At 39.1% G+C, this 22,426-nt stretch carries 22 protein-coding genes; 18 read left to right on the forward strand and 4 right to left on the reverse strand.

Annotated features, from left to right (window positions below):
• Window positions 1–46 precede the first annotated feature (46 nt).
• Window positions 47–1,333, forward strand: a complete 1,287-nt coding sequence (spoIVB, locus tag LXM54_RS01155) for a SpoIVB peptidase (RefSeq protein ID WP_411229318.1) — start codon at window positions 47–49, stop codon at window positions 1,331–1,333.
• A gap of 35 nt (window positions 1,334–1,368) precedes the next feature.
• Here the strand turns inward: spoIVB and LXM54_RS01160 are convergent, their stop codons facing one another.
• Window positions 1,369–2,286, reverse strand: coding sequence for a 1,4-dihydroxy-2-naphthoate polyprenyltransferase (locus LXM54_RS01160; protein ID WP_233313220.1), 918 nt, complete (start codon window positions 2,284–2,286; stop codon window positions 1,369–1,371).
• Window positions 2,287–2,705: 419 nt separating this feature from the next.
• Here LXM54_RS01160 and spo0A point away from each other — a divergent pair, with 419 nt between their 5' ends.
• A complete protein-coding gene (spo0A, locus tag LXM54_RS01165) occupies window positions 2,706–3,503 on the forward strand; it encodes a sporulation transcription factor Spo0A (protein WP_233313221.1) in 798 nt (265 codons plus the stop codon).
• 115 nt (window positions 3,504–3,618) lie between these two features.
• On the opposite strand, the gene LXM54_RS01170 is transcribed toward spo0A, so the two are convergent.
• A complete protein-coding gene (locus LXM54_RS01170; RefSeq protein WP_233313222.1) occupies window positions 3,619–4,104 on the reverse strand; it encodes a hypothetical protein in 486 nt (161 codons plus the stop codon).
• A 183-nt stretch (window positions 4,105–4,287) separates the two neighbouring features.
• On the reverse strand, window positions 4,288–4,608 hold the full coding sequence (locus LXM54_RS01175) for a winged helix-turn-helix transcriptional regulator (RefSeq protein ID WP_233313224.1): 321 nt from the start codon (window positions 4,606–4,608) through the stop codon (window positions 4,288–4,290).
• 240 nt (window positions 4,609–4,848) lie between these two features.
• On the opposite strand from LXM54_RS01175, the gene LXM54_RS01180 reads away from it, so the two are divergent.
• The 15 genes from LXM54_RS01180 (at window position 4,849) to LXM54_RS01250 (ending at window position 20,819) form a co-directional block, all read left to right on the forward strand.
• On the forward strand, window positions 4,849–6,546 hold the full coding sequence (locus tag LXM54_RS01180; protein ID WP_233313225.1) for an NAD-dependent malic enzyme: 1,698 nt from the start codon (window positions 4,849–4,851) through the stop codon (window positions 6,544–6,546).
• Between the two features lie 203 nt (window positions 6,547–6,749).
• Window positions 6,750–7,706, forward strand: a complete 957-nt coding sequence (locus tag LXM54_RS01185; RefSeq protein ID WP_233313226.1) for an AEC family transporter — start codon at window positions 6,750–6,752, stop codon at window positions 7,704–7,706.
• A 611-nt stretch (window positions 7,707–8,317) separates the two neighbouring features.
• Entirely contained in the window at window positions 8,318–8,518 is a 201-nt protein-coding gene (locus LXM54_RS01190) for a cold-shock protein (RefSeq protein WP_127737529.1), read from the forward strand.
• An 84-nt stretch (window positions 8,519–8,602) separates the two neighbouring features.
• A complete protein-coding gene (locus LXM54_RS01195; RefSeq protein WP_233313227.1) occupies window positions 8,603–9,328 on the forward strand; it encodes a glycerophosphodiester phosphodiesterase in 726 nt (241 codons plus the stop codon).
• A gap of 196 nt (window positions 9,329–9,524) precedes the next feature.
• Window positions 9,525–11,159: a sigma 54-interacting transcriptional regulator gene (locus LXM54_RS01200; protein ID WP_233313228.1), complete on the forward strand. Its 1,635-nt coding sequence runs from the start codon at window positions 9,525–9,527 to the stop codon at window positions 11,157–11,159.
• Between the two features lie 40 nt (window positions 11,160–11,199).
• Complete coding sequence (gene buk / locus LXM54_RS01205) at window positions 11,200–12,273, forward strand: butyrate kinase (RefSeq protein ID WP_233314713.1); 1,074 nt, start codon at window positions 11,200–11,202, stop codon at window positions 12,271–12,273.
• Between the two features lie 21 nt (window positions 12,274–12,294).
• Window positions 12,295–13,716: a dihydrolipoyl dehydrogenase gene (lpdA, locus tag LXM54_RS01210; protein ID WP_233313229.1), complete on the forward strand. Its 1,422-nt coding sequence runs from the start codon at window positions 12,295–12,297 to the stop codon at window positions 13,714–13,716.
• Window positions 13,717–13,769: 53 nt separating this feature from the next.
• Window positions 13,770–14,762, forward strand: coding sequence for a thiamine pyrophosphate-dependent dehydrogenase E1 component subunit alpha (locus LXM54_RS01215; protein ID WP_233314714.1), 993 nt, complete (start codon window positions 13,770–13,772; stop codon window positions 14,760–14,762).
• 14 nt (window positions 14,763–14,776) lie between these two features.
• Complete coding sequence (locus LXM54_RS01220) at window positions 14,777–15,760, forward strand: alpha-ketoacid dehydrogenase subunit beta (protein WP_233313230.1); 984 nt, start codon at window positions 14,777–14,779, stop codon at window positions 15,758–15,760.
• A gap of 26 nt (window positions 15,761–15,786) precedes the next feature.
• Entirely contained in the window at window positions 15,787–17,058 is a 1,272-nt protein-coding gene (locus LXM54_RS01225; protein ID WP_233313232.1) for a dihydrolipoamide acetyltransferase family protein, read from the forward strand.
• Window positions 17,059–17,168: 110 nt separating this feature from the next.
• Window positions 17,169–17,606: a BrxA/BrxB family bacilliredoxin gene (locus tag LXM54_RS01230; RefSeq protein WP_233313233.1), complete on the forward strand. Its 438-nt coding sequence runs from the start codon at window positions 17,169–17,171 to the stop codon at window positions 17,604–17,606.
• A 243-nt stretch (window positions 17,607–17,849) separates the two neighbouring features.
• Window positions 17,850–18,623 (forward strand): transporter substrate-binding domain-containing protein, encoded by a 774-nt coding sequence (locus LXM54_RS01235; protein WP_233313234.1) that lies wholly within the window; start codon window positions 17,850–17,852, stop codon window positions 18,621–18,623.
• 85 nt (window positions 18,624–18,708) lie between these two features.
• Window positions 18,709–19,368 carry an amino acid ABC transporter permease gene (locus LXM54_RS01240; protein WP_233313235.1) on the forward strand — a complete coding sequence of 220 codons (660 nt, stop codon included), beginning with the start codon at window positions 18,709–18,711 and terminating at the stop codon, window positions 19,366–19,368.
• The gene (locus LXM54_RS01245; RefSeq protein WP_233313237.1) at window positions 19,361–20,083 is read left to right on the forward strand and encodes an amino acid ABC transporter ATP-binding protein; all 723 of its coding nucleotides are present in this window, start codon (window positions 19,361–19,363) and stop codon (window positions 20,081–20,083) included. Before LXM54_RS01240 ends, LXM54_RS01245 begins: the two co-directional genes overlap by 8 nt.
• Before the next feature lie 214 nt (window positions 20,084–20,297).
• Window positions 20,298–20,819 carry a L,D-transpeptidase gene (locus tag LXM54_RS01250; protein ID WP_233313238.1) on the forward strand — a complete coding sequence of 174 codons (522 nt, stop codon included), beginning with the start codon at window positions 20,298–20,300 and terminating at the stop codon, window positions 20,817–20,819.
• 137 nt (window positions 20,820–20,956) lie between these two features.
• On the opposite strand, the gene prli42 is transcribed toward LXM54_RS01250, so the two are convergent.
• Window positions 20,957–21,049: a stressosome-associated protein Prli42 gene (prli42, locus tag LXM54_RS01255; RefSeq protein ID WP_233313242.1), complete on the reverse strand. Its 93-nt coding sequence runs from the start codon at window positions 21,047–21,049 to the stop codon at window positions 20,957–20,959.
• A 163-nt stretch (window positions 21,050–21,212) separates the two neighbouring features.
• On the opposite strand from prli42, the gene LXM54_RS01260 reads away from it, so the two are divergent.
• Window positions 21,213–22,337, forward strand: a complete 1,125-nt coding sequence (locus LXM54_RS01260) for a tripeptidase T (RefSeq protein WP_233313244.1) — start codon at window positions 21,213–21,215, stop codon at window positions 22,335–22,337.
• Window positions 22,338–22,426: the final 89 nt, after the last annotated feature.

A 22,426-nucleotide genomic window follows, 5' to 3' on the forward strand; every position in this document is an offset into this window, starting at 1 on the left:
GCCACAAGTTTGGTGACAAGAAGCGAGGAGAGTGAATGATTTGAAAATGGATTTCCTTAGAAAAATAATTGGTGGAATTCTCCTTGTTTCATTAATATCTTTAAGTTTCAATAAACCCTTTCAACAATATCTTCATATCCCAAAAAGCGTCACTATCTTTGAAGGCCAAAATACAGTGATAAACAGTTCATCGATACCTGCATCAAGCATGATGACAGAGGACAATTCAGTCGTTGCCTTAAGTCAAGATGAAGGGAAGTATTCGCTGCATGGTGAAGAGAATGGTAAAAACGAAATGGTTTTAGAGCTGGCAGGCTTTCCGATAAAAAAAGTTGATGTGAATGTTTTAAAAGACTTTAAAGTTATCCCAGGCGGACAATCCATCGGGGTAAAATTAAATACAGTTGGCGTATTAATCGTCGGCCATCATCAGGTGAACACGGAAAATGGCAAAGCTTCCCCTGGTGAAAAGGCTGGCATAAAAGTTGGAGATATGATTACAGAAATCAATGGCAAACAAATCGAAAAAATGGCGGACGTAGCACCATTTGTCCAAAGTGCAGGCGAAACTGGAGATCCGCTTAACTTAACAATAATGAGAGAAAAAGAAAAAATCAAAACAAAATTGGTTCCTTTAAAAGAAAAAGGATCAAGCACATATAAATTGGGGTTATATATTAGAGATTCAGCAGCTGGAATTGGAACGATGACGTTCTATCATCCGCAATCAAAAAAATATGGAGCTTTAGGCCATGTCATTTCTGATATGGATACGAAAAAGCCAATAGTTGTCGATGACGGAGAAATTTTGCGATCGACTGTTACAAGCATAGAAAAAGGGGAAAATGGCAATCCAGGTGAAAAGCTGGCGAGATTTTCTTCCGATAAAGAAGTAATTGGTAATATTACAACAAACAGCCCATTCGGAATTTTTGGTGAACTAAATAGAGGTATCTCCAATGGAGTGATGGATAAAGCAATGCCGATTACCTTATCCGACCAAGTGAAAGAAGGACCGGCTCAAATTCTTACTGTTGTTGATAATGACGAAGTGAAATTGTTTGATATAGAAGTGGTCAGCTCTGTGCCGCAGAAATTCCCAGCAACAAAAGGGATGGTTATCAAGGTAACAGACAAGGAGCTTCTGAAGAAAACAGGAGGAATTGTGCAAGGAATGAGCGGCAGCCCTATCATTCAGGACGGTAAGCTTATCGGAGCAGTTACCCATGTTTTTGTTAATGACCCGACTAGTGGATATGGTGTTCATATTGAATGGATGCTGAATGAAGCTGGAATTGACATTTATGAGGAAAACAAGCAGAAGGCTTCCTAAATGAAAAGAAGCGCACCAATTAGGTGCGCTTTTTTTTATAGGTTTGAAAAGATAAATTCAAGCAGCAAACCAATTCCTAGGAACAATCCGAAGAATGTATTTGTTTGGGCTGTTGATTTCATCGCAAGTGGTGTTTCACTGCGGCTGCCTTTAAAGCCTTTGATTGCTTGGATTGGTTTAGCAATACTTAAGAATACAATAAAGAGCCATGGACTGCTTACACCAAATAGGATAATTCCGATAACCCAAATATACGATATGGCAAATAATGCAGCAAGGAGCTGGACAGCTCTTTCAAATCCCATTAAAATCGCAATTGTTTTTCTGCCCCCGAGAGTATCCTCTTCAATATCTCTTATATTGTTAGACAGGTTAATGCAGCCGATTAAAATCGCGATTGGCACAGAAATCAAAATGCTTTGTTCATTAACAAAACCTGTTTGAATATAGAAAGAAATAAGGATGAAAATCGTTCCCATGCAAATGCCAGAAAACAATTCACCAAATGGAGTGTAGGCAATAGGAAGCGGTCCTCCTGTATATAGGTAACCAATTGCCATACCAAGCAGGCCGACAAGAGCAATCCACCAGCTTGTGCTCATACAAATATAAACACCTAAAAGGAGCGAAACAGCATAAAGGCCGACTGCCAAGTTCATAACTGTTTTCGGCTTCATCCCGTGTCTGACAATAGCACCGCCAATCCCAACAGAATCGGCAGTATCCAATCCGCGAATGAAATCATAATATTCATTGAACAAATTCGTAGCTATTTGAATAAACAAACAAGCAAACAGCATCGCCAAAAATAAACCTGGATGAATCTGTTCATATTGTAATGCTAAAACTGTTCCGATAAATACAGGAACAAAAGAAGCAGTTAACGTGTGTGGTCTTGTCAGCTGCCACAATACTTTATGTGTAGGCTGATCGTTCTTTGCAACATTTTCCATAAAAAAAATCCTTTCTGTAAAACCATTCTAAAAAATAATACGATATGCGAAAGTCCATCTTTTATAATAACTTAAATTTCCCGTCAGCAACAAGAGCGTATTCATAAAATCGCCATATTTTTTTAGTTATAAAATACTTATTTTTTTAATGGGGTAAAATTATCAGCTTTAATAACCATTAAAAGCTTTATTCTCACCTAATAAAGGTTGTATAATAAATACATAAAGATTATTCGACAAACACGCACAGAAAGCAGTTAAATGGCGAAAGTGGTCGAAAATAAGAGAATACATGAGAAAAAACGAGTTTTTCTATATTTTTTTATAAAATCAAAGGATTTTTAGTTACTTTGTCGAAATTGTCATTTAGAATAAAAGTAGAAATAGAGAGATATTGGATATTGAGGAGGAAACTATCATTGAAGAAAATACAAGTATGTGTTGTTGATGACAATAGAGAACTTGTTGGATTGCTGGAGGAATACATAAATTCCCAGGAAGATATGGAAGTCGTCGGTGTAGCCCATAACGGTCAGGAGTGTTTGGATCTTCTGGAGGATATACAGCCTGATGTTATGGTATTGGATATAATCATGCCTCATTTAGATGGTTTGGCCGTTCTCGATAGAATGAAGCAATTGAGTATTCCATCCATGCCAAATGTCATTATGCTGACAGCCTTTGGTCAAGAGGATGTCACAAAAAAAGCTGTTGACCTTGGAGCATCTTACTTTATTTTAAAGCCATTCGATATGGATTATTTAGCTAGCCATATCCGCCAGGTGAGCGGCAAATCAAACGGTTTTGTCCGCAAACAAACATCCTCAACATCTTACAGATCACAGCAGCAAGAACAAAAACCAAGAAATCTTGATGCAAGCATCACGAGCATCATCCATGAAATCGGTGTTCCTGCCCATATTAAAGGCTATCTTTATTTAAGGGAAGCTATTTCAATGGTGTATAATGATATTGAATTATTAGGCTCGATTACAAAAGTTCTTTACCCTGATATTGCTAAAAAATATAATACCACTGCGAGCCGTGTAGAGCGGGCAATTCGTCATGCAATTGAAGTGGCGTGGAGCAGAGGCAACATCGATTCCATCTCCACTTTGTTCGGCTACACTGTCAGCATGTCCAAAGCAAAACCGACGAACTCAGAATTTATCGCGATTGTGGCAGATAAGCTGAGATTGGAGCATAAGGCTTCCTAATAAAGATTGTCACTAATCTATTAGGTAAATGAAGAAAAGCACTTCCTATTTATTAATGGGAAGTGCTTTTTTCTGAAATAAAATAGTCAAGTAAGACACAAGAATACTTCTTGTTCTAATAATTCCGCTCATTTTCTAATACTTCAATAATTGCCTCAAGATTATAAATGGTTTGATCGAGCATGTTAAGCAGTTCTTCCTGCTTTTTAGTATCTTTCGTATGTAGGCTTTCTTGCGTTAATGAATGGATGGTTTCGACCTCTTCTAGTGCACCGTCCATTGCGAGCATAGTACTGCTGTATTGGAATCTTTGTTTATCTGTCAGCAAATCTTCTTTTTCCTTATAGATTGTTGGCAAAGTTTCTAAGTCACTAGACAGGATACTTTCTTCATTATTCCTTTTTAACGCAGTTAATTCATCAATCAAGCCATCGATTGTTTTATGGGTCGTGTCAATATAATCCATTTCCTTTATTTCATCAGCATTGCTTTTTTCTTCATCATCTGTAATGTTAAATTCTTCTGATCGCTTTACTTCAAGTGAACATCCTGCCAACAAAAATAAGCTTAAGACAAAAAAAACAGCAATTCTAATCTGCATATTATCTTTATTTCCTCCAGACCATTTAATGAGTATAAGTTATATACGGGTTATGATTCAGAATTGTTTCAAAATCTGAATATGTTCTTTTCGTGCAAGTAAATTTGTAAAAAAATCAGCCGAATATCTTTATGTAAATAAAAAAAGTAAAAAAAGAGACCGTGTTGAAAACCCGGTCTCTGTTCACATCCATTTTTTAGCCCATAATTCCACTGCATCCAATGCTTTGCCTAGTTCATGGCCTTTTTTTGTCAAAGAATATTCCGTTCGTATCGGTCTCTCTGTAATAACATTGCGTATGACGATGCCGTGATGCTCAAGATCCTTAATTCTTTCATTCAGCATGCGTTTGCTGAGATCTGGAATAAAGCTGTGAATTTCACTAAATCGCTTCGGTTCATCCATTAATGCGTGAATAATAAGTCCAGTCCACTTTTTGCTGATGAATTGATACAGCTTCTCCACCTTTTCGCTTAAGTTGCGCGGAGTCTTTTCTTCGCTCATTTCCTTCATCCTCATTTTTTTAGTTATTAATGATAACCAATATATTATAAATAACATAGTTAAATAATTAAAAAAATCAGCCTTACTTACATAATATCATATAAAACGTTTTCAATAAATGGTTTTGTGACAATTGTGTGGCAGTGACCGTTGACGAAGAAAAAATAGGGGAGTAGAATCTGTAACGTAAATTAACCAGTTAACTTTTAGTAACCAAGTTAAAGGAAGAAGGAATAGAAGATGAGCAAAGTTATTTTCTTAGAAAAAGACGGTTCGATTCATACAACATTAAAAGGTAAGGATGTCCTTGCAAATCCATTGCTTAATAAAGGAGTTGCCTTTACAGAAAAAGAAAGAGAGGAGCTTGGCCTTAACGGTATCTTGCCTCCAGCGGTCTTGACGCTTGAAGAGCAAGTAAAAAGAGCATATGAGCAATTTGCTTCCAAATCAAGTAATCTGGAGAAAAACAATTCATTAAATGATTTGTTCAACCGCAACGTGGTTTTATATTACAGATTGTTAACAGATCATTTGAGCGAAATGCTGCCGATTGTTTACACACCGACTGTTGGTCAATCCATCCAAGAATACAGCCACGAATATCACCGTCCAGGTGGTGTTTACCTGTCTGTTAATGATTTAGATGGAATTGAGGAAGCACTTGCGAATACTGGTGCTTCAGCAGACGATATTGATTTAATCGTTGCAACAGACTCTGAGAGCATTTTAGGTATTGGTGACTGGGGTGTCGGCGGAATCAATATCGCAATTGGAAAACTGGCTGTATATACAGCAGCTGCAGGTATCCACCCAAAACGTGTATTGCCAGTAGTGCTTGATGCAGGTACAAACAATGAAAAGCTAATTAACGATCCATTATATATCGGTAACCGCCATGAAAGAATTCGTGGTGAAAAGTATAATCAGTTCATTGATGCTTATATTGAAAAAGCACTTGACATGTTCCCGAATGCATTGCTGCACTGGGAGGATTTCGGTAATGTGAACGCACGCCATATTATTGAGAAGTATAAAGATAAAGTTTTAACATTCAATGATGACATCCAAGGTACTGGAGCAGTAACGTTAGCAGGTATTCTTTCAGGATTAAAAATCAAAAATGAATCATTAAAGGATCAACGTGTATTAGTGTTTGGACCAGGAGCTGCCGGTATTGGTAACGCAGACCAAATGAAAGATGCGATGGTTCTTGAAGGTTTGACAGAAGAAGAAGCATGTGCAAGATTCTGGGCTGTTGATCACAGAGGTCTGTTGACAGATGGCATGGACGGTATTTTGAGCTTCCAAAAACCATATGTACGTTCAGAAGCAGAAGTTGCAGGCTGGGAAAAAGAAAATGGCATTATTTCATTAATGGAGACAGTTAAACAAGTGAAGCCGACCATTTTGATTGGTACTTCAGGTGTTGCAGGTGCTTTCACAGAAGCAATCATTAAAGAAATGGCAAAACATGTTGAGCGTCCAATCATCATGCCGATGTCAAACCCAACGCATCTAGCCGAAGCAGTTCCATCAGACCTGATTGAATGGACAGACGGAAAAGCGTTAATCGCTACTGGAAGCCCATTTGAGCCTGTTGAATATAAAGGAATTAGCTATGAAATTGGTCAATCAAACAATGCCTTTGTATTCCCAGGCCTTGGTCTTGGTTCGATTGTAGTAAAAGCTAAATTAATTACAGACAGCATGTTCATTGCATCTGCAGATGCAGTTGCAAAGCTTTGTGATACTAGCAAAGATGGAGCTTCATTGCTGCCAAGTGTTTCTCAGCTTCGTGAAGTTTCCTATGAAGTAGCAGTTGCTGTTGCTAAAGCAGCCATTGAAGATGGAGTTGCACAAGATATTCCTGCAAATGTGGAGGAAGCTGTGAAGGATGCTATGTGGTATCCAGTATATAAAGATATTGAAGCAATGTAAGTATTGTTGAAAGAAATAAGGCTTTAAAGAGGGAGGCTTTTAATCTTAGTAATACGGATTAAAAGCCGGATTTACCCTAAAGAGCAGTCTCACTTATTTTTTGAAGAATTAAAACCTACTTAATAAATAGGTTAAGTAGAGTTTATTAGCACAATTTTTGAGCGTATTGATACGCTTTGGATAACATTTGGGGGATTTAAATTATGGGTATAGGTCAAATATTTATTATATTAATACCAATTTTCTTTGTCATTATTTTAGGTTATTTGGCAGGGTATTTTAAAAAGTTCGATGCTGCTTCATCTAAAGGCTTGAACACACTTGTTACAAAGTTTGCGTTGCCAGCACATTTATTTGTCGGAATTACAACAACTTCTAAACAAACACTTATCGATAAATGGCCTTTCTTTGTCACAATGTTCATAGGTATTATCGGTTTCTATGTAGTTCTTTTACTGATTTCACGTTTTGTATTTAAAACATCAACAACTCCAGCATCTATGTTTGCATTAAATTCTACGCAGCCATCATTTGCATTTATGGGTATACCAGTATTAGGAAGTATATTTGGGGCGGATGCAGTTGCAATCCCTATTGCGATAACTGGTGTAGTAGTTAATGCACTTCTTGATCCATTGGCTAGTATTATCGGAACTATTGGCCAGTCAAGCACCAATGCGAAGGAAAAGGGACAAAGCTTATGGAAAGTGACTGTTTCATCTATTCTGCATGGATTGTCTGAACCGCTTGCATGCGTGCCGTTGCTTGGTGTCGTTTTAATTCTTTGCGGCTTCCATTCACCAGATATACTAGCAGACAGCTTAGATGAAATTGGTTCTATCACTTCTGGTGCAGCTTTATTTGCGATTGGGGTAACAATTGGTATCCGCAATATTAAATTCAGCAAAACTGCTATCAGCATTGCCTTCATAAAAGCGATTATTCATCCGTTGGCAATGGTATTGATTGCTCTAATGATGGGATTATCTAAAACAGATATGACAAATGCAATCTTATTGGTTGCTTTCCCAGGCTCAGCAGTAGCTGCGATGATTGCAACAAGGTTTGAGACATTGGAAGCTGAAACAGCGTCCTCCTTTGTCCTCAGTGCCATCCTTTCCTTAATTACATTACCAATCTTCCTGTCTTGGTTGATGTAAGATCATTTTAACAGGCTGGGACACAAGTATGTAAAATACGAATCAAAACCAAACTATTTTTATCATTTATTGATTAATAGTTTGGTTTTTTTGTTTCGATTATATACAATAATTAAAAATCTTAGTGGAATCGAGCGGAGGTCACTCGACTCCTGCGGGAAATAGAGGGAAGGATGAGACCCAGCAGGCGAAGACGAGGAGGCTCATCTTTCTCCCCGCGGAAAGCAAAGTGGCCGAGAGCGCAATGAAACGAACTAATTTTAAAGCCGTATAATACCAAGCTTTATTGTTTCTAAGTTTAAGTTAGATGGAATATTATTATTCGTGTTTAGATGGGTTATATTTTGTATTGGCTCATCTTTATCGTTGCAAGGTTATTTTTTAGAAGGATTACGAAAATGACAATCAGTCGGAAAGTATAAAGAAATCATAAATTTTTCATTCTTTTTGTAAACTTTGTTGTAAAGATTTGCTTTCCCATGTTTAACCTGTTACTATAAAGGAGACTTATTTTTGTTCGAAGTAAATAGTTAGGATAGAACATTCTTTATTTTTTATGAAGAGCAAGGATAGTAATACATAGTGTGTGAAGCACATAGGAGGAAACAAAAATGGCTACAGGTAAAGTAAAATGGTTCAACGCTGAAAAAGGATTTGGTTTCATCGAAACTTCAGAAGGACAAGATGTATTCGTACATTTCAGTGCTATTCAATCTGAAGGTTTCAAAACTTTGGATGAGGGCCAAGAAGTTTCTTTTGACATAGAAGAAGGACAACGCGGACCACAAGCTGCTAACGTTACTAAAGCTTAATTAACTTTCAACAAAAACAGACTCTAACTTTCGTTAGAGTCTGTTTTACTATCAACACAATTTCTAGTTTAGGAGTGTGTGTATATGACATTGATATTTGCTCACAGAGGTTATTCTGCCCGTTTTCCTGAAAATACGATGATAGCTTTCACGGAAGCAGAGAAGGCTTCAGCGAACGGAATTGAGCTGGATGTGCAAATGACGAAGGATGGCGAATTAGTCATCATTCATGATGAAACAGTGGACCGCACGACAAATGGAACTGGATTTGTTGCAGAACATACTTTTAGTGAGTTAAGGAAATTACAAGCTTCTTATAAATTTGCTGGTGTTAACGAAAAGATACCTTCATTAAAAGAGCTGTTTGAATGGATGCAGGGCAACTCCTTATTATGCAATATTGAGTTTAAAAACAATAATGTCCCATATGATGGCATGGAAGAAAAAACAATTAATCTTATTTCTGAGTTTGGATTAGGTGACCGGATTATCTTTTCTTCCTTTAATCATTACAGCATGGTGCTCAGCCACCGAATTGCCCCAGAAATAGAAACAGCCGCACTGCTTTCAGATAGAATATATCAGCCATGGATTTATGCAACAGCAATCAAGGCTAAAGGAATTCATCCTAATTACAAAAGGATCACCATTCCAATGGTGGAGCAGGCTGAAAGGTTTGGCATAAGTGTTAGGCCTTATACCGTTAATGATGCAATGAAAATGACAGAGTTTATCCAAGCCGGAGCGTCCGCTATTATTACGGATGAACCAGTTCAAGCTATGCAAATTCTTCAGGCATCCTCTAAATAGGACTGTGCGGTTCCTGCTACTAATGCAGGTACCTTTTTTATGTAAAAAATGTAAGCGTTTAAATTGAATAAATTATCAGAATACATAAAAATCGAGAAAAAATTTGCATGGAATTGCAAATATGTTTATAGTATAGATATGAAATAAATTGCACGGTTAATATTTTATGATTATGCAAAAAGTGAGGTTTTTGCAAATGGATTTATCCTATCAATCAACAGAACAATCGATCTTTCAGGACTTAAAAGAAGCGGTCGTGCTCATTGATAAACAAGGAAGAATTGTTTATTACAACCAGCAGGCAAGCACGCTTGCTGCACATCAGAACAAAAGGCCGTTAGCGAAGGATGCGCATATTCTTGATGTCTTTCCTAAAGCAGAGCTGATGAGAGTGCTCCAGACGAAAAAGGCAGAAATCAGAAAGTTATTCCGTCTGTCTGAACATATTTCCGTGCATGTGTCCCGTTTTCCCCTTTTAAACAAGGATGGAGAATTGCTTGGAGCAGCTGCGATAATTCAGCAGGATAGGGCATTGGAAGAGGATTGGCGTGTTGATGAATACATACAACAGGGAATGCAGGCAGTACTGCAAAACGCATCACAAGCATTTGTGATTATGGATGAAAATCTGTTAGTTATCTTGCAAAATCCTGCATATGAGAAGTTTCAGTATTTATTAAAGAAAGACAGTTCTGCTGAAGCGGAATGGAAGGAACAGCTCAGTAATGTGAGCAAAAAGACGATGGAGACTAGAAGGACTGTTGTGCAAAAAGTGGCAGGACCTTCAATAGAAGGAAATATTAGATGTATTCCTAACTTGATCGATGGGATATGGAAGGGCTGTATTCTGTTTATTGATTATGATATAGAGCAGGCGGAACTAAGGAAGAAGCTTGAGCAATCTAGAAAAATTATTCGTACATTAGAAGCACAAAGCCGGTTTGAAGACTTTACAGCAGAGTCCCCGCGGATGAAGATGGCTGTGCAGCAGGGGAAAATAGCAGCTGATATGGATTATACCGTGTTTTTGCGTGGTCTTGCCGGTACTGGCAAGAAAATGTTTGCAAATGCCATCCATAATGAGGGGAAGAGAAGATATCAAGCATTTACTGCTATTGATTGTTTGCAAGAGCAGGAAAAAGTTTCAGCGTTTTTGGAAATGCTTAGAAGTGAAGATACTTCCCTGCAGCCTTCAGGTACGGTGTATATGGAAAATATTACAGATCTATCTATGGAGCAGCAAAAAAAGCTGCATCTCATCTGTTCCAATCAAGATGAAACTGCCGGATACCGTTTAGTTCTCTCCGCTTCTGTTAATGTGGAAACGGCAATGATGAAAGGTTTGTTTCTGCAGGAACTATATTATGAACTGCTGCAGACGAGCATTCATCTCCCTTCCCTTAAAGAAAGGAAAGAGGATATAGCTCCACTGGTGAAGGAATGGATACAACTAGCCAATAAGGAGTATGGCAGCTGTGTTGCTTCTGTTGACAACACTGCAATAGAAGCATTGCAAAGCTTCCCGTTTGAACATCATTTCAGAGAAATGCGGGCTGTTGTTTTTCATTCACTTGCAAAAATAGATAGACAGAAAACAATCCTTAAAGAAGCTGATCTCGCTTTTTCAAGCAGCACTGCTGACAACAGTCAGAATGCAATCCTTCTAGAACCAGAAGATAAACCGCTTTCTGAGCTTGTTGAGGAATATGAAAAAGTTATTATCGAGCGTACATTGGCAAAACTTGATGGAAACAAGACGTTAACAGCGAAGAAGCTAGGCTTATCTGTCCGGAATTTATATTATAAATTGGAAAAATATCATTTGAACTAACAAATAAAAACTGTCTGGACAGGGAGGATTATCAAAGATGATGGAAAAACATCGAATATTAGTCATAAACCCTAAATCCGAATCAACAGTTATTTCCCTATATGAAAATGAAGTGCCAATCTTTGAGCAATCTATCATGCAGGAGGATACAGCAGATTATCCTAACATCGCTGCCCAGGCGCCTGCAAGGACGAAGAAGGTTCTGGATTTTCTTCTATCTGAAGGATTTAATCTTTCCAGGCTTGACGCAATTGCCGGAATAGGCGGCTTGTTAAAGCCGATTGAAGGCGGAACATATATGGTGGACAGTGCGATGATAGCAGATCTTAAGGCAGGCGAAAGAGGAGAGCATCCTTCCAATCTTGGCGGATTAATAGCAGCGGAGATTGCCGCGGGATTAAATATCCCTGCTTTTATCACTGATCCAGTTGTGGTTGATGAACTTGAAGACATTGCCCGAATATCAGGATATCCCCTTATTTCCAGAAAAAGTGTCTTTCATGCATTAAATCATAAAGCAAGCGGCAGAAGGGCTGCGATGGAGCTTGGCAGGTCCTATGAGGATTGTAATTTTATAGTAGCCCATTTAGGAGACGGAATTACGGTCGGAGCACATAGGTGCGGAAAAGTCATTGATGTTAATAATGGTCTGAACGGAGAAGGGCCCTTCAGCCCTGAAAGAGCTGGAAGTCTTCCACATGGTGATTTGGTCGACCTCTGCTATTCCGGCAAATACAGCTATAAGGAAATGAAAGAGCAGCTGCTGTACCACGCAGGTATAAACAGCTATTTGCACAAAAAGGAACTCCGTCAATTAGAAGCCGGTATCAAGGAAGGCAGCACGCAGGATAAGCTCATTTTCGATGCACTTTCTTATCAGATTGCAAAAGAGATTGGCAGTGCAAGTACTGTTCTTGCCGGCAGAATTGATGCAATCATCTTGACAGGGGTTATGGCTTACAGCACGATGCTTGTGGACGAAATTGTCGAACGGACTAAATGGATAGCAGATGTGTTCACATACCCGGGTGAAAATGATATGCAATCATTAGCAAATGGATGTTTACGTGTTCTTCGCGGGGAAGAGCAAGCAAAAGCATATAACATAAAGTAATTTTTTAGGAGAGTGAATATAGTGGCTAACGAATATGATTTAGTTATTTTAGGAGGCGGGACAGGCGGTTATGTTGCGGCAATCCGCGCTTCCCAATTAGGTTTAAAAACAGCCATAGTCGAAAAAGGCAAACTCGGCGGTACATGCCTCCATAATGGCTGTATCCCAAGCAAAGCCTTACTGAGAAGTGCAGAGGTTTATTCAACGGCTAAAAGAAGCGAGGACTTCGGTGTGCTTGTGAATGATGTGAGCTTTGATTTTGGAAAGGTTCAAGCAAGAAAAAATAGTATTGTCACCCAGCTGCATAAAGGTGTCGAGTATTTGATGAAGAAAGGGAAAATCGACGTATATGAAGGGAAAGGAAGAATTCTCGGTCCATCTATATTCTCTCCCATTCCAGGGACTATCTCTGTTGAGATGAATAACGGAGAAGAAAACGAGATGCTGCTTCCTAAAAACGTGATTGTCTCTACTGGTTCAAGACCTAATACATTGCCCGGACTCGAGATTGACGGAGAGTTGATTATCAGCTCAGAAGAAGCATTAAAAATGGATAAACTTCCAAAATCAATCCTTATTGTCGGCGGCGGTGTCATCGGTGTAGAATGGGCTTCCATGCTTGCTGATTTTGATGTAGATGTGACCTTAATAGAATACAGCGACACAATTGTGCCAACAGAGGATAAAGATATTCGCCTTGAACTGAAGAAGCAGCTGGAGAAAAAAGGTGTCAAGGTTGTCATAGGTGCTAAAGTATTGCCTGAAACGCTGGAGAAAAATGAGCATGTCACTGTTCAAGCAGAAATAAAGGGTGAAAAGGTGTTCTTTTCAGGCGAAAAGCTGCTTGTTTCAGTCGGCAGAATCGGCAATGTGGAAGGATTGGGTTTGGAAAATACAGAAATCATCTTCGACAATAATACCATACAGGTAAATGAGAATTTCCAGACGAAGGAAGCTCATATTTATGCGATTGGCGATGTTATTGGAGGACTTCAGCTGGCCCATGTTGCTTCCCATGAAGGGATAAAGGCTGTCGAGCATATTGCAGGATTGCAGCCAGAGCGACTAGATTACAAAAAAATCGCAAAATGTATCTATACTAGTCCAGAAATAGCGAGTATTGGATATACAGAAGAAGAAGCAATAAATGCAGGCTTTACAATTAAAAAAGGGAAATTCTCCTTCCAGGCAGTCGGAAAAGCACTAGTATACGGCGAACCGGAAGGCTTTGTCAAAATAATTGCTGACAGGCAAACAGATGATATATTAGGTGTTCATATTATCGGACCTCATGCTACTGACATGATTTCAGAAGCAGCGCTAGCTGCCACACTGGATGCCGCTCCATGGGAAATAGGAGCAACGATACACCCTCATCCGACATTATCTGAAGCAATCGGAGAGGCTGCATTAGCAGTTGATGGAAAGGAGATACACGGATGACGCAAATAGCTGGAGATAAAAAAGTGAGACAAGGAAATGTAGGAGGTAATCAAATGGTAGAAAAGCGCCATTTAAATGCAGGATTAACAGATGAGCAAGTACTTGAAATGTATAGATATATGCTATTAGCACGACGTATCGATGAAAGGATGTGGCTTTTAAACCGCTCTGGAAAAATTCCTTTCGTTGTGTCCTGCCAAGGCCAGGAGGCAGCGCAAGTAGGTACGGCATTCGCCTTTGACCGAGCTAAAGATTATTCATTGCCGTATTACAGAGACTTAGGTGTTGTGCTTGCATTCGGACAAACGCCAAGAGAAATTATGCTGCAAGGGTTTGCTAAAGCAGAAGATCCTAACTCAGGCGGCAGACAAATGCCAGGACATTTCGGACAGAAAAAGAACCGCATCGTAACTGGTTCTTCACCTGTAACTACACAAGTTCCGCATGCTGTGGGCATTGCCTTGGCTGGTAAAATTGAGAAGAAAGATTTTGTAACATACGTCAGCTTTGGAGAAGGTTCCTCCAACCAGGGAGATTTCCATGAAGGTGCGAACTTTGCTGGAGTACATAAACTCCCAGTCATTTTCGTTTGTGAAAATAACAAATATGCTATCTCTGTTCCAATCGAAAAGCAATTAGCTTGCGAAAATGTGTCAGACAGAGCCATCGGTTATGGCATGCCAGGATATACAGTGGACGGCAATGATCCAATTGAGGTATATCGTGTCACTAAAGAAGCAGTTGACAGAGCAAGAAGAGGGGAAGGACCGACTCTTATTGAGACAGTCTCTTATCGTTTAACTCCTCACTCTTCTGACGATGATGACAGAACTTACAGAGGCCGCGAGGAAGTAGCAGAAGCGAAGGCGAAGGACCCTGTTATCACATTTAAAAATTATTTAACAGAAGTTGGTGTCCTGACAGAAGAAATGGACCAAGAGCTGAATGCTGATATTATGGAAATTATCAATGAAGCAACTGAATATGCAGAAAAGGCTCCATATGCAAAACCAGAAGACTCAATGAATTATGTGTACGGGAATTAAGGGGGAAAGAAATAATGGCAGTTATTTCATATATTGATGCAGTTACTATGGCCATCAGAGAAGAGATGGAAAGAGATGAAAAGGTATTTATCCTAGGAGAAGATGTCGGTGTGAAAGGTGGCGTATTTAAGGCGACAACCGGCTTATATGAACAATTCGGTGAAGAAAGAGTCATCGATGCACCACTTGCAGAATCTGCGATTGCGGGAGTCGGTATCGGTGCCGCGATGTACGGTATGAAGCCGATTGCGGAAATGCAGTTTGCTGATTTCATCATGCCTGCTGTAAACCAAATTGTTTCAGAGGCAGCAAAGATTCGTTACCGCTCTAACAATGACTGGACTTGTCCAATTGTTATTCGCGCACCATACGGCGGAGGAATTCATGGCGCTCTTTATCATTCGCAATCAGTGGAAGCAATGTTTGCCAATACGCCTGGATTGAAAATTGTTATGCCTTCCACACCGTATGATGTGAAGGGATTGCTAAAAGCAGCTGTTCGTGATCCAGATCCTGTTCTTTTCTTTGAACATAAGCGTGCATACCGCCTGATTAAAGGGGAAGTGCCTGAGGATGATTATGTACTGCCGATCGGAAAGGCAGATGTAAAAAGAGAAGGAGAAGATATTACAGTCATTACATACGGACTATGTGTACATTTCGCACTGCAGGCAGCAGAAAAGCTTGCGCAAGACGGAATATCTGCACATGTATTGGATTTGCGTACTGTTTATCCTCTTGACCAAGAAGCAATTATTGAGGCAGCTTCTAAAACAGGGAAGGTTCTGTTAATAACAGAAGACAACAAAGAAGGCAGCATCATCAGTGAGGTTGCGGCAATTATTGCAGAGAACTGCCTGTTTGACTTGGATGCACCAATCATGAGGCTCGCTGGACCAGATATTCCTGCTATGCCATATGCACCGACGATGGAAAAACACTTCATTGTCAGCCCGGAAAAAGTCGAAAATGCTATGCGTAAGCTCGCAGAATTTTAATGATTTGAGTGATAAGGAGGGATAACATGTCCAGTGAAAAGATTACCATGCCAAAGCTTGGAGAGAGCGTAACAGAAGGAACAATCAGCAAATGGCTCGTTTCTGTTGGAGATACTGTCAACAAATATGAACCATTGGCTGAGGTAATGACAGATAAAGTCAACGCAGAAATACCTTCGTCTTTTTCAGGCAGTGTTAAAGAACTGATTGCAGGAGAAGGAGATACACTGCAAGTCGGTGAAGTCATTTGCATCATTGATGTAGAAGGAGCAGAAGAAGTGACAGCAGCAGCTCCTGCTGTCAAAGAAACAGCATCAAGCAATACAACAGAAAAGCCTGCAGCAGGCAAAGCAAGATATTCACCTGCAGTACTGCGCCTGTCCCAAGAAGCAGGAATTGATCTAAGCCAGATAACAGGCAGTGGATTAGGCGGCCGAATTACAAGGAAAGATGTCTTAGCTGCTATTAACAGTGGCCAATCGATACAGCAGCCTGTTGCTGCACCAGAAAAAATCGACGTGCAAAAAGAGCAGCAAGTACACGTAGCTGTACAGCGAACAGCTCCAGCTCCTCAAGTTGTTGATGCTCAAGCAGTTCCTGGTGATATCGAGATTCCAGTAACAGGTGTGCGCAAGGCGATTGCCGCTAATATGAAGAAAAGCAAGCAAGATATTCCTCATGCTTGGACAATGATCGAGGTCGATGCAACAAAGCTTGTTCAATACCGAAACGAGGTCAAAGACTCCTTTAAAAAAGCAGAAGGCTATAACCTTACGTATTTTGCCTTCTTCGTTAAAGCAGTTGCGCAAACATTAAAGGAATTCCCGGAAATTAACTCAACATGGGCTGGCGATAAAATCATTCGCAAAAAAGATGTAAATATTTCTATAGCTGTCGCAACAGAAGATGCACTATTTGTACCAGTTATCAAAAATGCCGATGAGAAATCCCTTAAAGGAATTGCAAGAGAAATTACGGAACTTGCTGCAAAAGCAAGAAACGGTACATTGCAGCTTCATGAAATGGAGGGAGGAACCTTTACTGTGAATAACACAGGTTCCTTTGGTTCAGTTCAGTCAATGGGTATTATTAATCACCCGCAAGCGGCAATCCTGCAGGTTGAGTCGATTGTTAAGCGTCCTGTTATTAAGGATGGCATGATTGCAATTAGCGATATGGTTAATTTGTGTATGTCTCTTGACCATCGTGTGCTTGATGGTTTGGTATGTGGAAGATTTATGCAGCGTTTGAAAGAAAGATTAGAAAATACAACAAAAGACAATACGCCAATCTATTAATAGAAGATAAAACATATTAATTGAAAGTTGCGGGTCAATTGATAATAATAAGATAGATAAGTAAATACTGGACATAATGTCTTAATCAAATAAATCGGAGGGGCAAAATAATGAATATCGATTTTAATTTATTCATGAACGATGTTGTTCGCCAAGCACGCCAGGACATGGAAGAAGCTGGCTATACAGAGCTTACTACACCTGAGGCAGTAGATGAAGCTTTTGCTAAAGAAGGAACTACATTAGTGATGGTTAATTCTGTGTGCGGATGTGCAGGAGGTATTGCCCGTCCAGCTGCAGGATATTCCCTACATTATAAGAAGAAGCCGAATCATCTCGTAACGGTTTTCGCTGGACAGGATAAAGAAGCAACAGAAAAAGCAAGATCATACTTTACAGGATATGCACCATCCTCACCATCCTTTGCCTTATTAAAAGACGGGCAAATTGTGAAGATGGTAGAACGTCATGAAATCGAAGGCCATGATCCAATGGAAGTTGTCGGGAAACTGCAAAATGCATTTGAAGAATATTGTGAGGAAGTATAAACCTTCAAAATAAGTAAAAGATAGGCAGAGGAAATTATCCTCTGTCTTTTATTATAAAGTTTTTTCAGAAAAGTAGTTCAATTCATCCTTTTGGAAAATTATTTTTTTGAATGAATTTGTATAAAGTGTATTGAATAATTATTAGTTTGTGTTAAAATGCATATAGTTGTATGAATATAACTCTCATGAGAACGAAAAAACATCGCGCAAAATACATCATATTGATTATAGGGGGAAAACTTTATGAAAAAACTAATGGCACTTATGCTGTTAATGATAGCAATTCTAGCAGGTTGTGGTACAAGCACAGATGACAGCAACAGCGGAAGTTCTTCTGATAAAAAAGAACTTATTATGGGAACATCAGCTGACTATCCACCGTTTGAATACATTGATTCAGCAAAAAGTGAAGATATTATCGGATTCGATATTGATTTAGCAAATGCACTTGGTGAAAAACTGGGCTATACAATTAAAGTGAAAGACTTTGATTTCAGCGGTTTGATTCCAGCAATCCAAGCAGGCCAAGTGGACTTAGTTATGTCAGGTATGTCACCTACACCTGAAAGAAAAGAAAATGTTGATTTCAGTGATATTTACTATACTGCTCAAGATTTAGTTATTACAAAAAAAGACAGCAATATTAACAGCGTGGAAGATTTGAAAGGCAAAACAATCGGCGTACAGCTTGCATCCATTCAAGAAGATGCTGCAAATGAAATCGCAAAAAAAGTTGATGTGAAAGTCGAAAACCGTGACCGTATTCCACAGTTGGTGGAAGAAATTAAAGCAGGCAGATTTGATGCAGCAATCATTGAAGATGTAGTAGCACAAGGGTATTTGAAAAAGGATGATACTTTAAGCTCCTTTACTGCAACAGAAGCAAATGACGATGCTGGTTCTGCAATCGCGTTTCCAAAAGACAGTGATTTAACAGCGAAGTTTAATGAAGAATTGAATAAAATGAAAGAAAACGGCGAGTTGGATAAGTTAATTGTTAAATGGTTTGATAACTAACATAAATAAATAGCTTAAATAAGAAAAACGTTTAAAGAGACTCTCTTTAACGTTTTCTTATTTTTTGAAAGGATTGAGTCATTGTATGGAATTGGATTTTCAACAGTTTATTCCATCCCTTCCTTTTCTATTAAAAGGAATTATCGTTACATTAAAAATCGTATTTGTTGCAGGAATATTAGGCTTTGTATTAGGGATTGTCCTATCGATCTTAAAAATTAGCAAATTCCCAGTATTGAGCTGGATTGCAGATGCATATACGTCTATTTTCAGAGGAACGCCGCTTGTTCTTCAGTTAATGATTATCTATTACGGCACACCGCAAATTACAGGTGTGCAAATTGAACCAGCTGCAGCGGCAATCATGTCATTCGGGTTAAACTCAGCTGCCTATATTTCTGAGATTATCCGCGCAGGAATTCTGGCTGTGGATAAAGGCCAAAAGGAAGCAGCGCTTGCTCTTGGAGTTAGCAACAGACAAGCAATGTTCGATTTAATTCTTCCACAAGCACTGAAAAACATTTTTCCAGCACTTATAAACGAAGCGGTTTCTTTAACGAAGGAATCAGCAATCGTTACAGTTATTGGTGTTACGGACATAATGAGAAGGGCTTATATAATGGGTGGAGACAAATTTTCCTATTTCGAACCATTATTGCTTGCAGGGGTAATTTATTATGTAATGGTAATGGTGCTGACATTGCTTGCGAAGGTTCTTGAAAGGAGAATGAGAAGAAGTGATTAATGTTCAACAATTGCATAAATCATTCGGTTCCTTACAAGTTTTGAAAGGAATCTCAACAGAAATAAAAAAAGGTGAGGTAGTGACAATTATCGGGCCATCTGGTTCTGGTAAATCCACTTTCCTGCGCTGCCTGAATTTATTAGAAGTGCCGACTGAAGGCAAAATTTTCATTGATAATGTGGAAGTTACAGCTAAGAAGGCTAACATTAAAAAAATGAGAGAAAATGTCGGAATGGTATTCCAGCACTTTCATCTTTTCCCGCATAAGACTGTCCTACAAAATGTCACTTATGCACCAATTAAAGTTAAAGGTATGAGCAAATCTGAGGCTGAAAAGCAAGGGAAAGAGTTGCTGCAGAAAGTCGGCTTGGCTGAAAAGGCTAATGAATATCCGAATCGTCTTTCTGGCGGACAAAAGCAAAGGGTAGCAATTGCCAGAGCACTTGCTATGAATCCAGAGGTTATTTTGTTCGATGAACCTACTTCAGCTTTAGATCCGGAAATGGTTAAGGAAGTACTTGAAGTTATGAAATCATTGGCGAATACAGGGATTACGATGCTGATTGTTACACACGAAATGGGCTTTGCTAGAGAAGCTGCAAGCAGAGTATTGTTCTTGGATCAAGGCTCAATCGTTGAGGATGCGCCGCCTGCAGAGTTCTTTTCAAATCCGAAAAGTGCAAGAGCGAAAGAGTTTTTAGAAAAAATGCTGTAATAGTAAAAAGCTGTCTTGATAAAAGGCAGCTTTTTTTATTTTACTGGTTATTAGACATGATAATCTTTACCAAAGACTTGCTATCTATGTAATAGCCGCTAACTCGGCCTAGTTATGGGGAATCAAATAAATTCTAGTTATCATTTAGCTATTAATAAACTATAGTATAAAAATACAGTGTTCACACATACTAGACTAAAAAGGATGTGTGTGGATGCTGAAATTACTGGCAGGTCTGCTGCTGGCTGTGTCTCCGATTTGGCCGCTTGGCGATAATCCAATGCCGGGCGACCCGTTCGTTATTATAAATAAAAGCACGAATCAAATGGCATTAGTGGATGATAACAGGGTGCAGACACTTATTAGTGTGGCGACAGGAAAAAAGGATGAACTCACACCTGAAGGGCTGTTTACTGTGACTGTAAAGGCAATAAATCCTTATTACCGCAAGAAGGATATTATGGGCGGAGATCCGAAAAACCCGTTAGGCACAAGATGGATTGGGTTTGATGCAGAAGGCACAGAAGGAAGAACATACGGAATTCATGGCACGAACAATCCAGCCTCCATTGGCCATTATGTGTCACAAGGCTGTGTGCGTATGCAAAATGAGGCAATTGAGTCAATCTTTCAATCTGTTCCTTTAGGTACAAAGGTGCTGATTACAGATTCCAGTAAGGATGCTGAATCGTTAGCTGTTGAATATGGAGCAATTGATAAAGGCATAAATATGTAAAGAAGCACTTTTCAAATACTCTTGAAAAATATTCAGTTTGAAATTCCCACTATATTTAGCCATAAAAAAACACCTCAAAAGTTAGATTTCAACTCTAACTTTTGGGGTGCAGCACTTAATAACAGGCCATTTTTTATTTAGAACAGCATGCTCAATCCAATCATTAGAGTAGAAAGCAACATGATAAAAATCATCAAATACACGACGATCTTTTGAAATTTTTTGTTCATAAATTCCTCCATTTATCTGCTTATTCTTGTCCTTCTATTTTACTAGGAAAAGCATAAAGTAACAACTATAAAGAAATTTCCATGAATCAAAGCGAATATATTCAAACATTTGCTGATTTAGGTGTATACTAATAAAGTGAGTAATTATTTGGAGGAACGAAATATGATAAATAACGAACGTTTATTAAATCAGTTTTTGGAGCTTGTGCAAGTAGATTCCGAAACAAAATATGAAAAAGAGATTTGTGCATTGCTGAAAAGCAAATTTGAAGCACTTGGCTTAGATGTATTTGAAGATGACACAACAGCTGTAACTGGCCATGGTGCCGGAAATTTGATTTGTACACTGCCAGGAAATGCAGAGGGAGCAGATCCGATTTACTTTACTTCTCATATGGATACTGTAGTTCCAGGTGTCGGCATTAAGCCTTCCATTAAAGATGGCTATGTCGTAACTGACGGCACAACTATTTTAGGTGCTGATGATAAGGCAGGTCTTGCAGTTATGCTTGAAGTTATCACTGTCTTGAAAGAGCAGTCTATCCCGCATGGCACTATTCAATTTGTCATCACAGTCGGTGAGGAGTCTGGATTGGTTGGAGCTAAAGCGCTAGATCCGTCCCTTTTAAAAGCTAAATACGGCTATGCACTTGATAGTGATGGAAAAGTCGGCAATATTGTTGTTGCTGCACCTACACAAGCAAAAATTAAAGCGACAATCCTAGGCAAAACAGCTCATGCTGGTGTTGCACCTGAAAAAGGCATTTCTGCGATTACGATTGCATCAAGAGCTATTTCCAATATGCCTTTAGGCAGAATTGACAGTGAGACAACAGCAAATATCGGACGTTTCGAAGGCGGCCAGCAAACGAATATCGTTTGTGACCATGTAGATATCCTTGCAGAAGCGCGTTCGTTAATAGCTGAAAAAATGGAAGCTCAAGTAGAAAAGATGAAGAGTGCATTTGAAACAGCTGCTAAAGACATGGGCGGTCAAGCGATTGTTGATGTCGAAGTAATGTACCCAGGTTTCAAGTTTGGCGAAGGAGACCATGTTGTGGAAGTGGCGCGCAAAGCAGCAGCAAAAATCGGCAGAAGCTGTGAATTGCAGCAAAGCGGCGGCGGCAGCGATGCAAATGTAATTTGTGGGTTTGGTATTCCAACAGTTAACCTTGCAGTCGGTTATGAGGAGATACATACAACAAATGAGAGAATGCCAATCGAAGAACTGAATAAATTGGCAGAGATGGTTGTGGCAATTATTGAGGAAGTTGCAGCAGCAAAATAATAAAAAGCTTTCCCTTAAAAGGGAAAGCTTTTTATTATGGAGAAATAACAGGAGTGATATATTGAAATAATGTCAATTAACGGATAAAA

The organism is Bacillus sp. Au-Bac7, from assembly GCF_021341655.1.
In the GTDB taxonomy this organism is placed as follows: Bacteria; Bacillota; Bacilli; order Bacillales; family Cytobacillaceae; genus Niallia.

Coding starts and splice junctions, on each gene's coding strand:
- LXM54_RS01225 (WP_233313232.1), top strand. CDS start 15,787: ATGTCCAGTGAAAAGATTACCATGCCAAAGCTTGGAGAGAGCGTAACA.
- LXM54_RS01190 (WP_127737529.1), top strand. CDS start 8,318: ATGGCTACAGGTAAAGTAAAATGGTTCAACGCTGAAAAAGGATTTGGT.
- LXM54_RS01185 (WP_233313226.1), top strand. CDS start 6,750: ATGGGTATAGGTCAAATATTTATTATATTAATACCAATTTTCTTTGTC.
- LXM54_RS01260 (WP_233313244.1), top strand. CDS start 21,213: ATGATAAATAACGAACGTTTATTAAATCAGTTTTTGGAGCTTGTGCAA.
- prli42 (WP_233313242.1), bottom strand. CDS start 21,049: ATGAACAAAAAATTTCAAAAGATCGTCGTGTATTTGATGATTTTTATC.
- LXM54_RS01180 (WP_233313225.1), top strand. CDS start 4,849: ATGAGCAAAGTTATTTTCTTAGAAAAAGACGGTTCGATTCATACAACA.
- LXM54_RS01240 (WP_233313235.1), top strand. CDS start 18,709: ATGGAATTGGATTTTCAACAGTTTATTCCATCCCTTCCTTTTCTATTA.
- LXM54_RS01235 (WP_233313234.1), top strand. CDS start 17,850: ATGAAAAAACTAATGGCACTTATGCTGTTAATGATAGCAATTCTAGCA.
- LXM54_RS01195 (WP_233313227.1), top strand. CDS start 8,603: ATGACATTGATATTTGCTCACAGAGGTTATTCTGCCCGTTTTCCTGAA.
- LXM54_RS01170 (WP_233313222.1), bottom strand. CDS start 4,104: ATGCAGATTAGAATTGCTGTTTTTTTTGTCTTAAGCTTATTTTTGTTG.
- LXM54_RS01230 (WP_233313233.1), top strand. CDS start 17,169: ATGAATATCGATTTTAATTTATTCATGAACGATGTTGTTCGCCAAGCA.
- LXM54_RS01160 (WP_233313220.1), bottom strand. CDS start 2,286: ATGGAAAATGTTGCAAAGAACGATCAGCCTACACATAAAGTATTGTGG.
- LXM54_RS01220 (WP_233313230.1), top strand. CDS start 14,777: ATGGCAGTTATTTCATATATTGATGCAGTTACTATGGCCATCAGAGAA.
- LXM54_RS01250 (WP_233313238.1), top strand. CDS start 20,298: ATGCTGAAATTACTGGCAGGTCTGCTGCTGGCTGTGTCTCCGATTTGG.
- spoIVB (WP_411229318.1), top strand. CDS start 47: ATGGATTTCCTTAGAAAAATAATTGGTGGAATTCTCCTTGTTTCATTA.
- LXM54_RS01200 (WP_233313228.1), top strand. CDS start 9,525: ATGGATTTATCCTATCAATCAACAGAACAATCGATCTTTCAGGACTTA.
- LXM54_RS01175 (WP_233313224.1), bottom strand. CDS start 4,608: ATGAGCGAAGAAAAGACTCCGCGCAACTTAAGCGAAAAGGTGGAGAAG.
- buk (WP_233314713.1), top strand. CDS start 11,200: ATGGAAAAACATCGAATATTAGTCATAAACCCTAAATCCGAATCAACA.
- LXM54_RS01215 (WP_233314714.1), top strand. CDS start 13,770: ATGGTAGAAAAGCGCCATTTAAATGCAGGATTAACAGATGAGCAAGTA.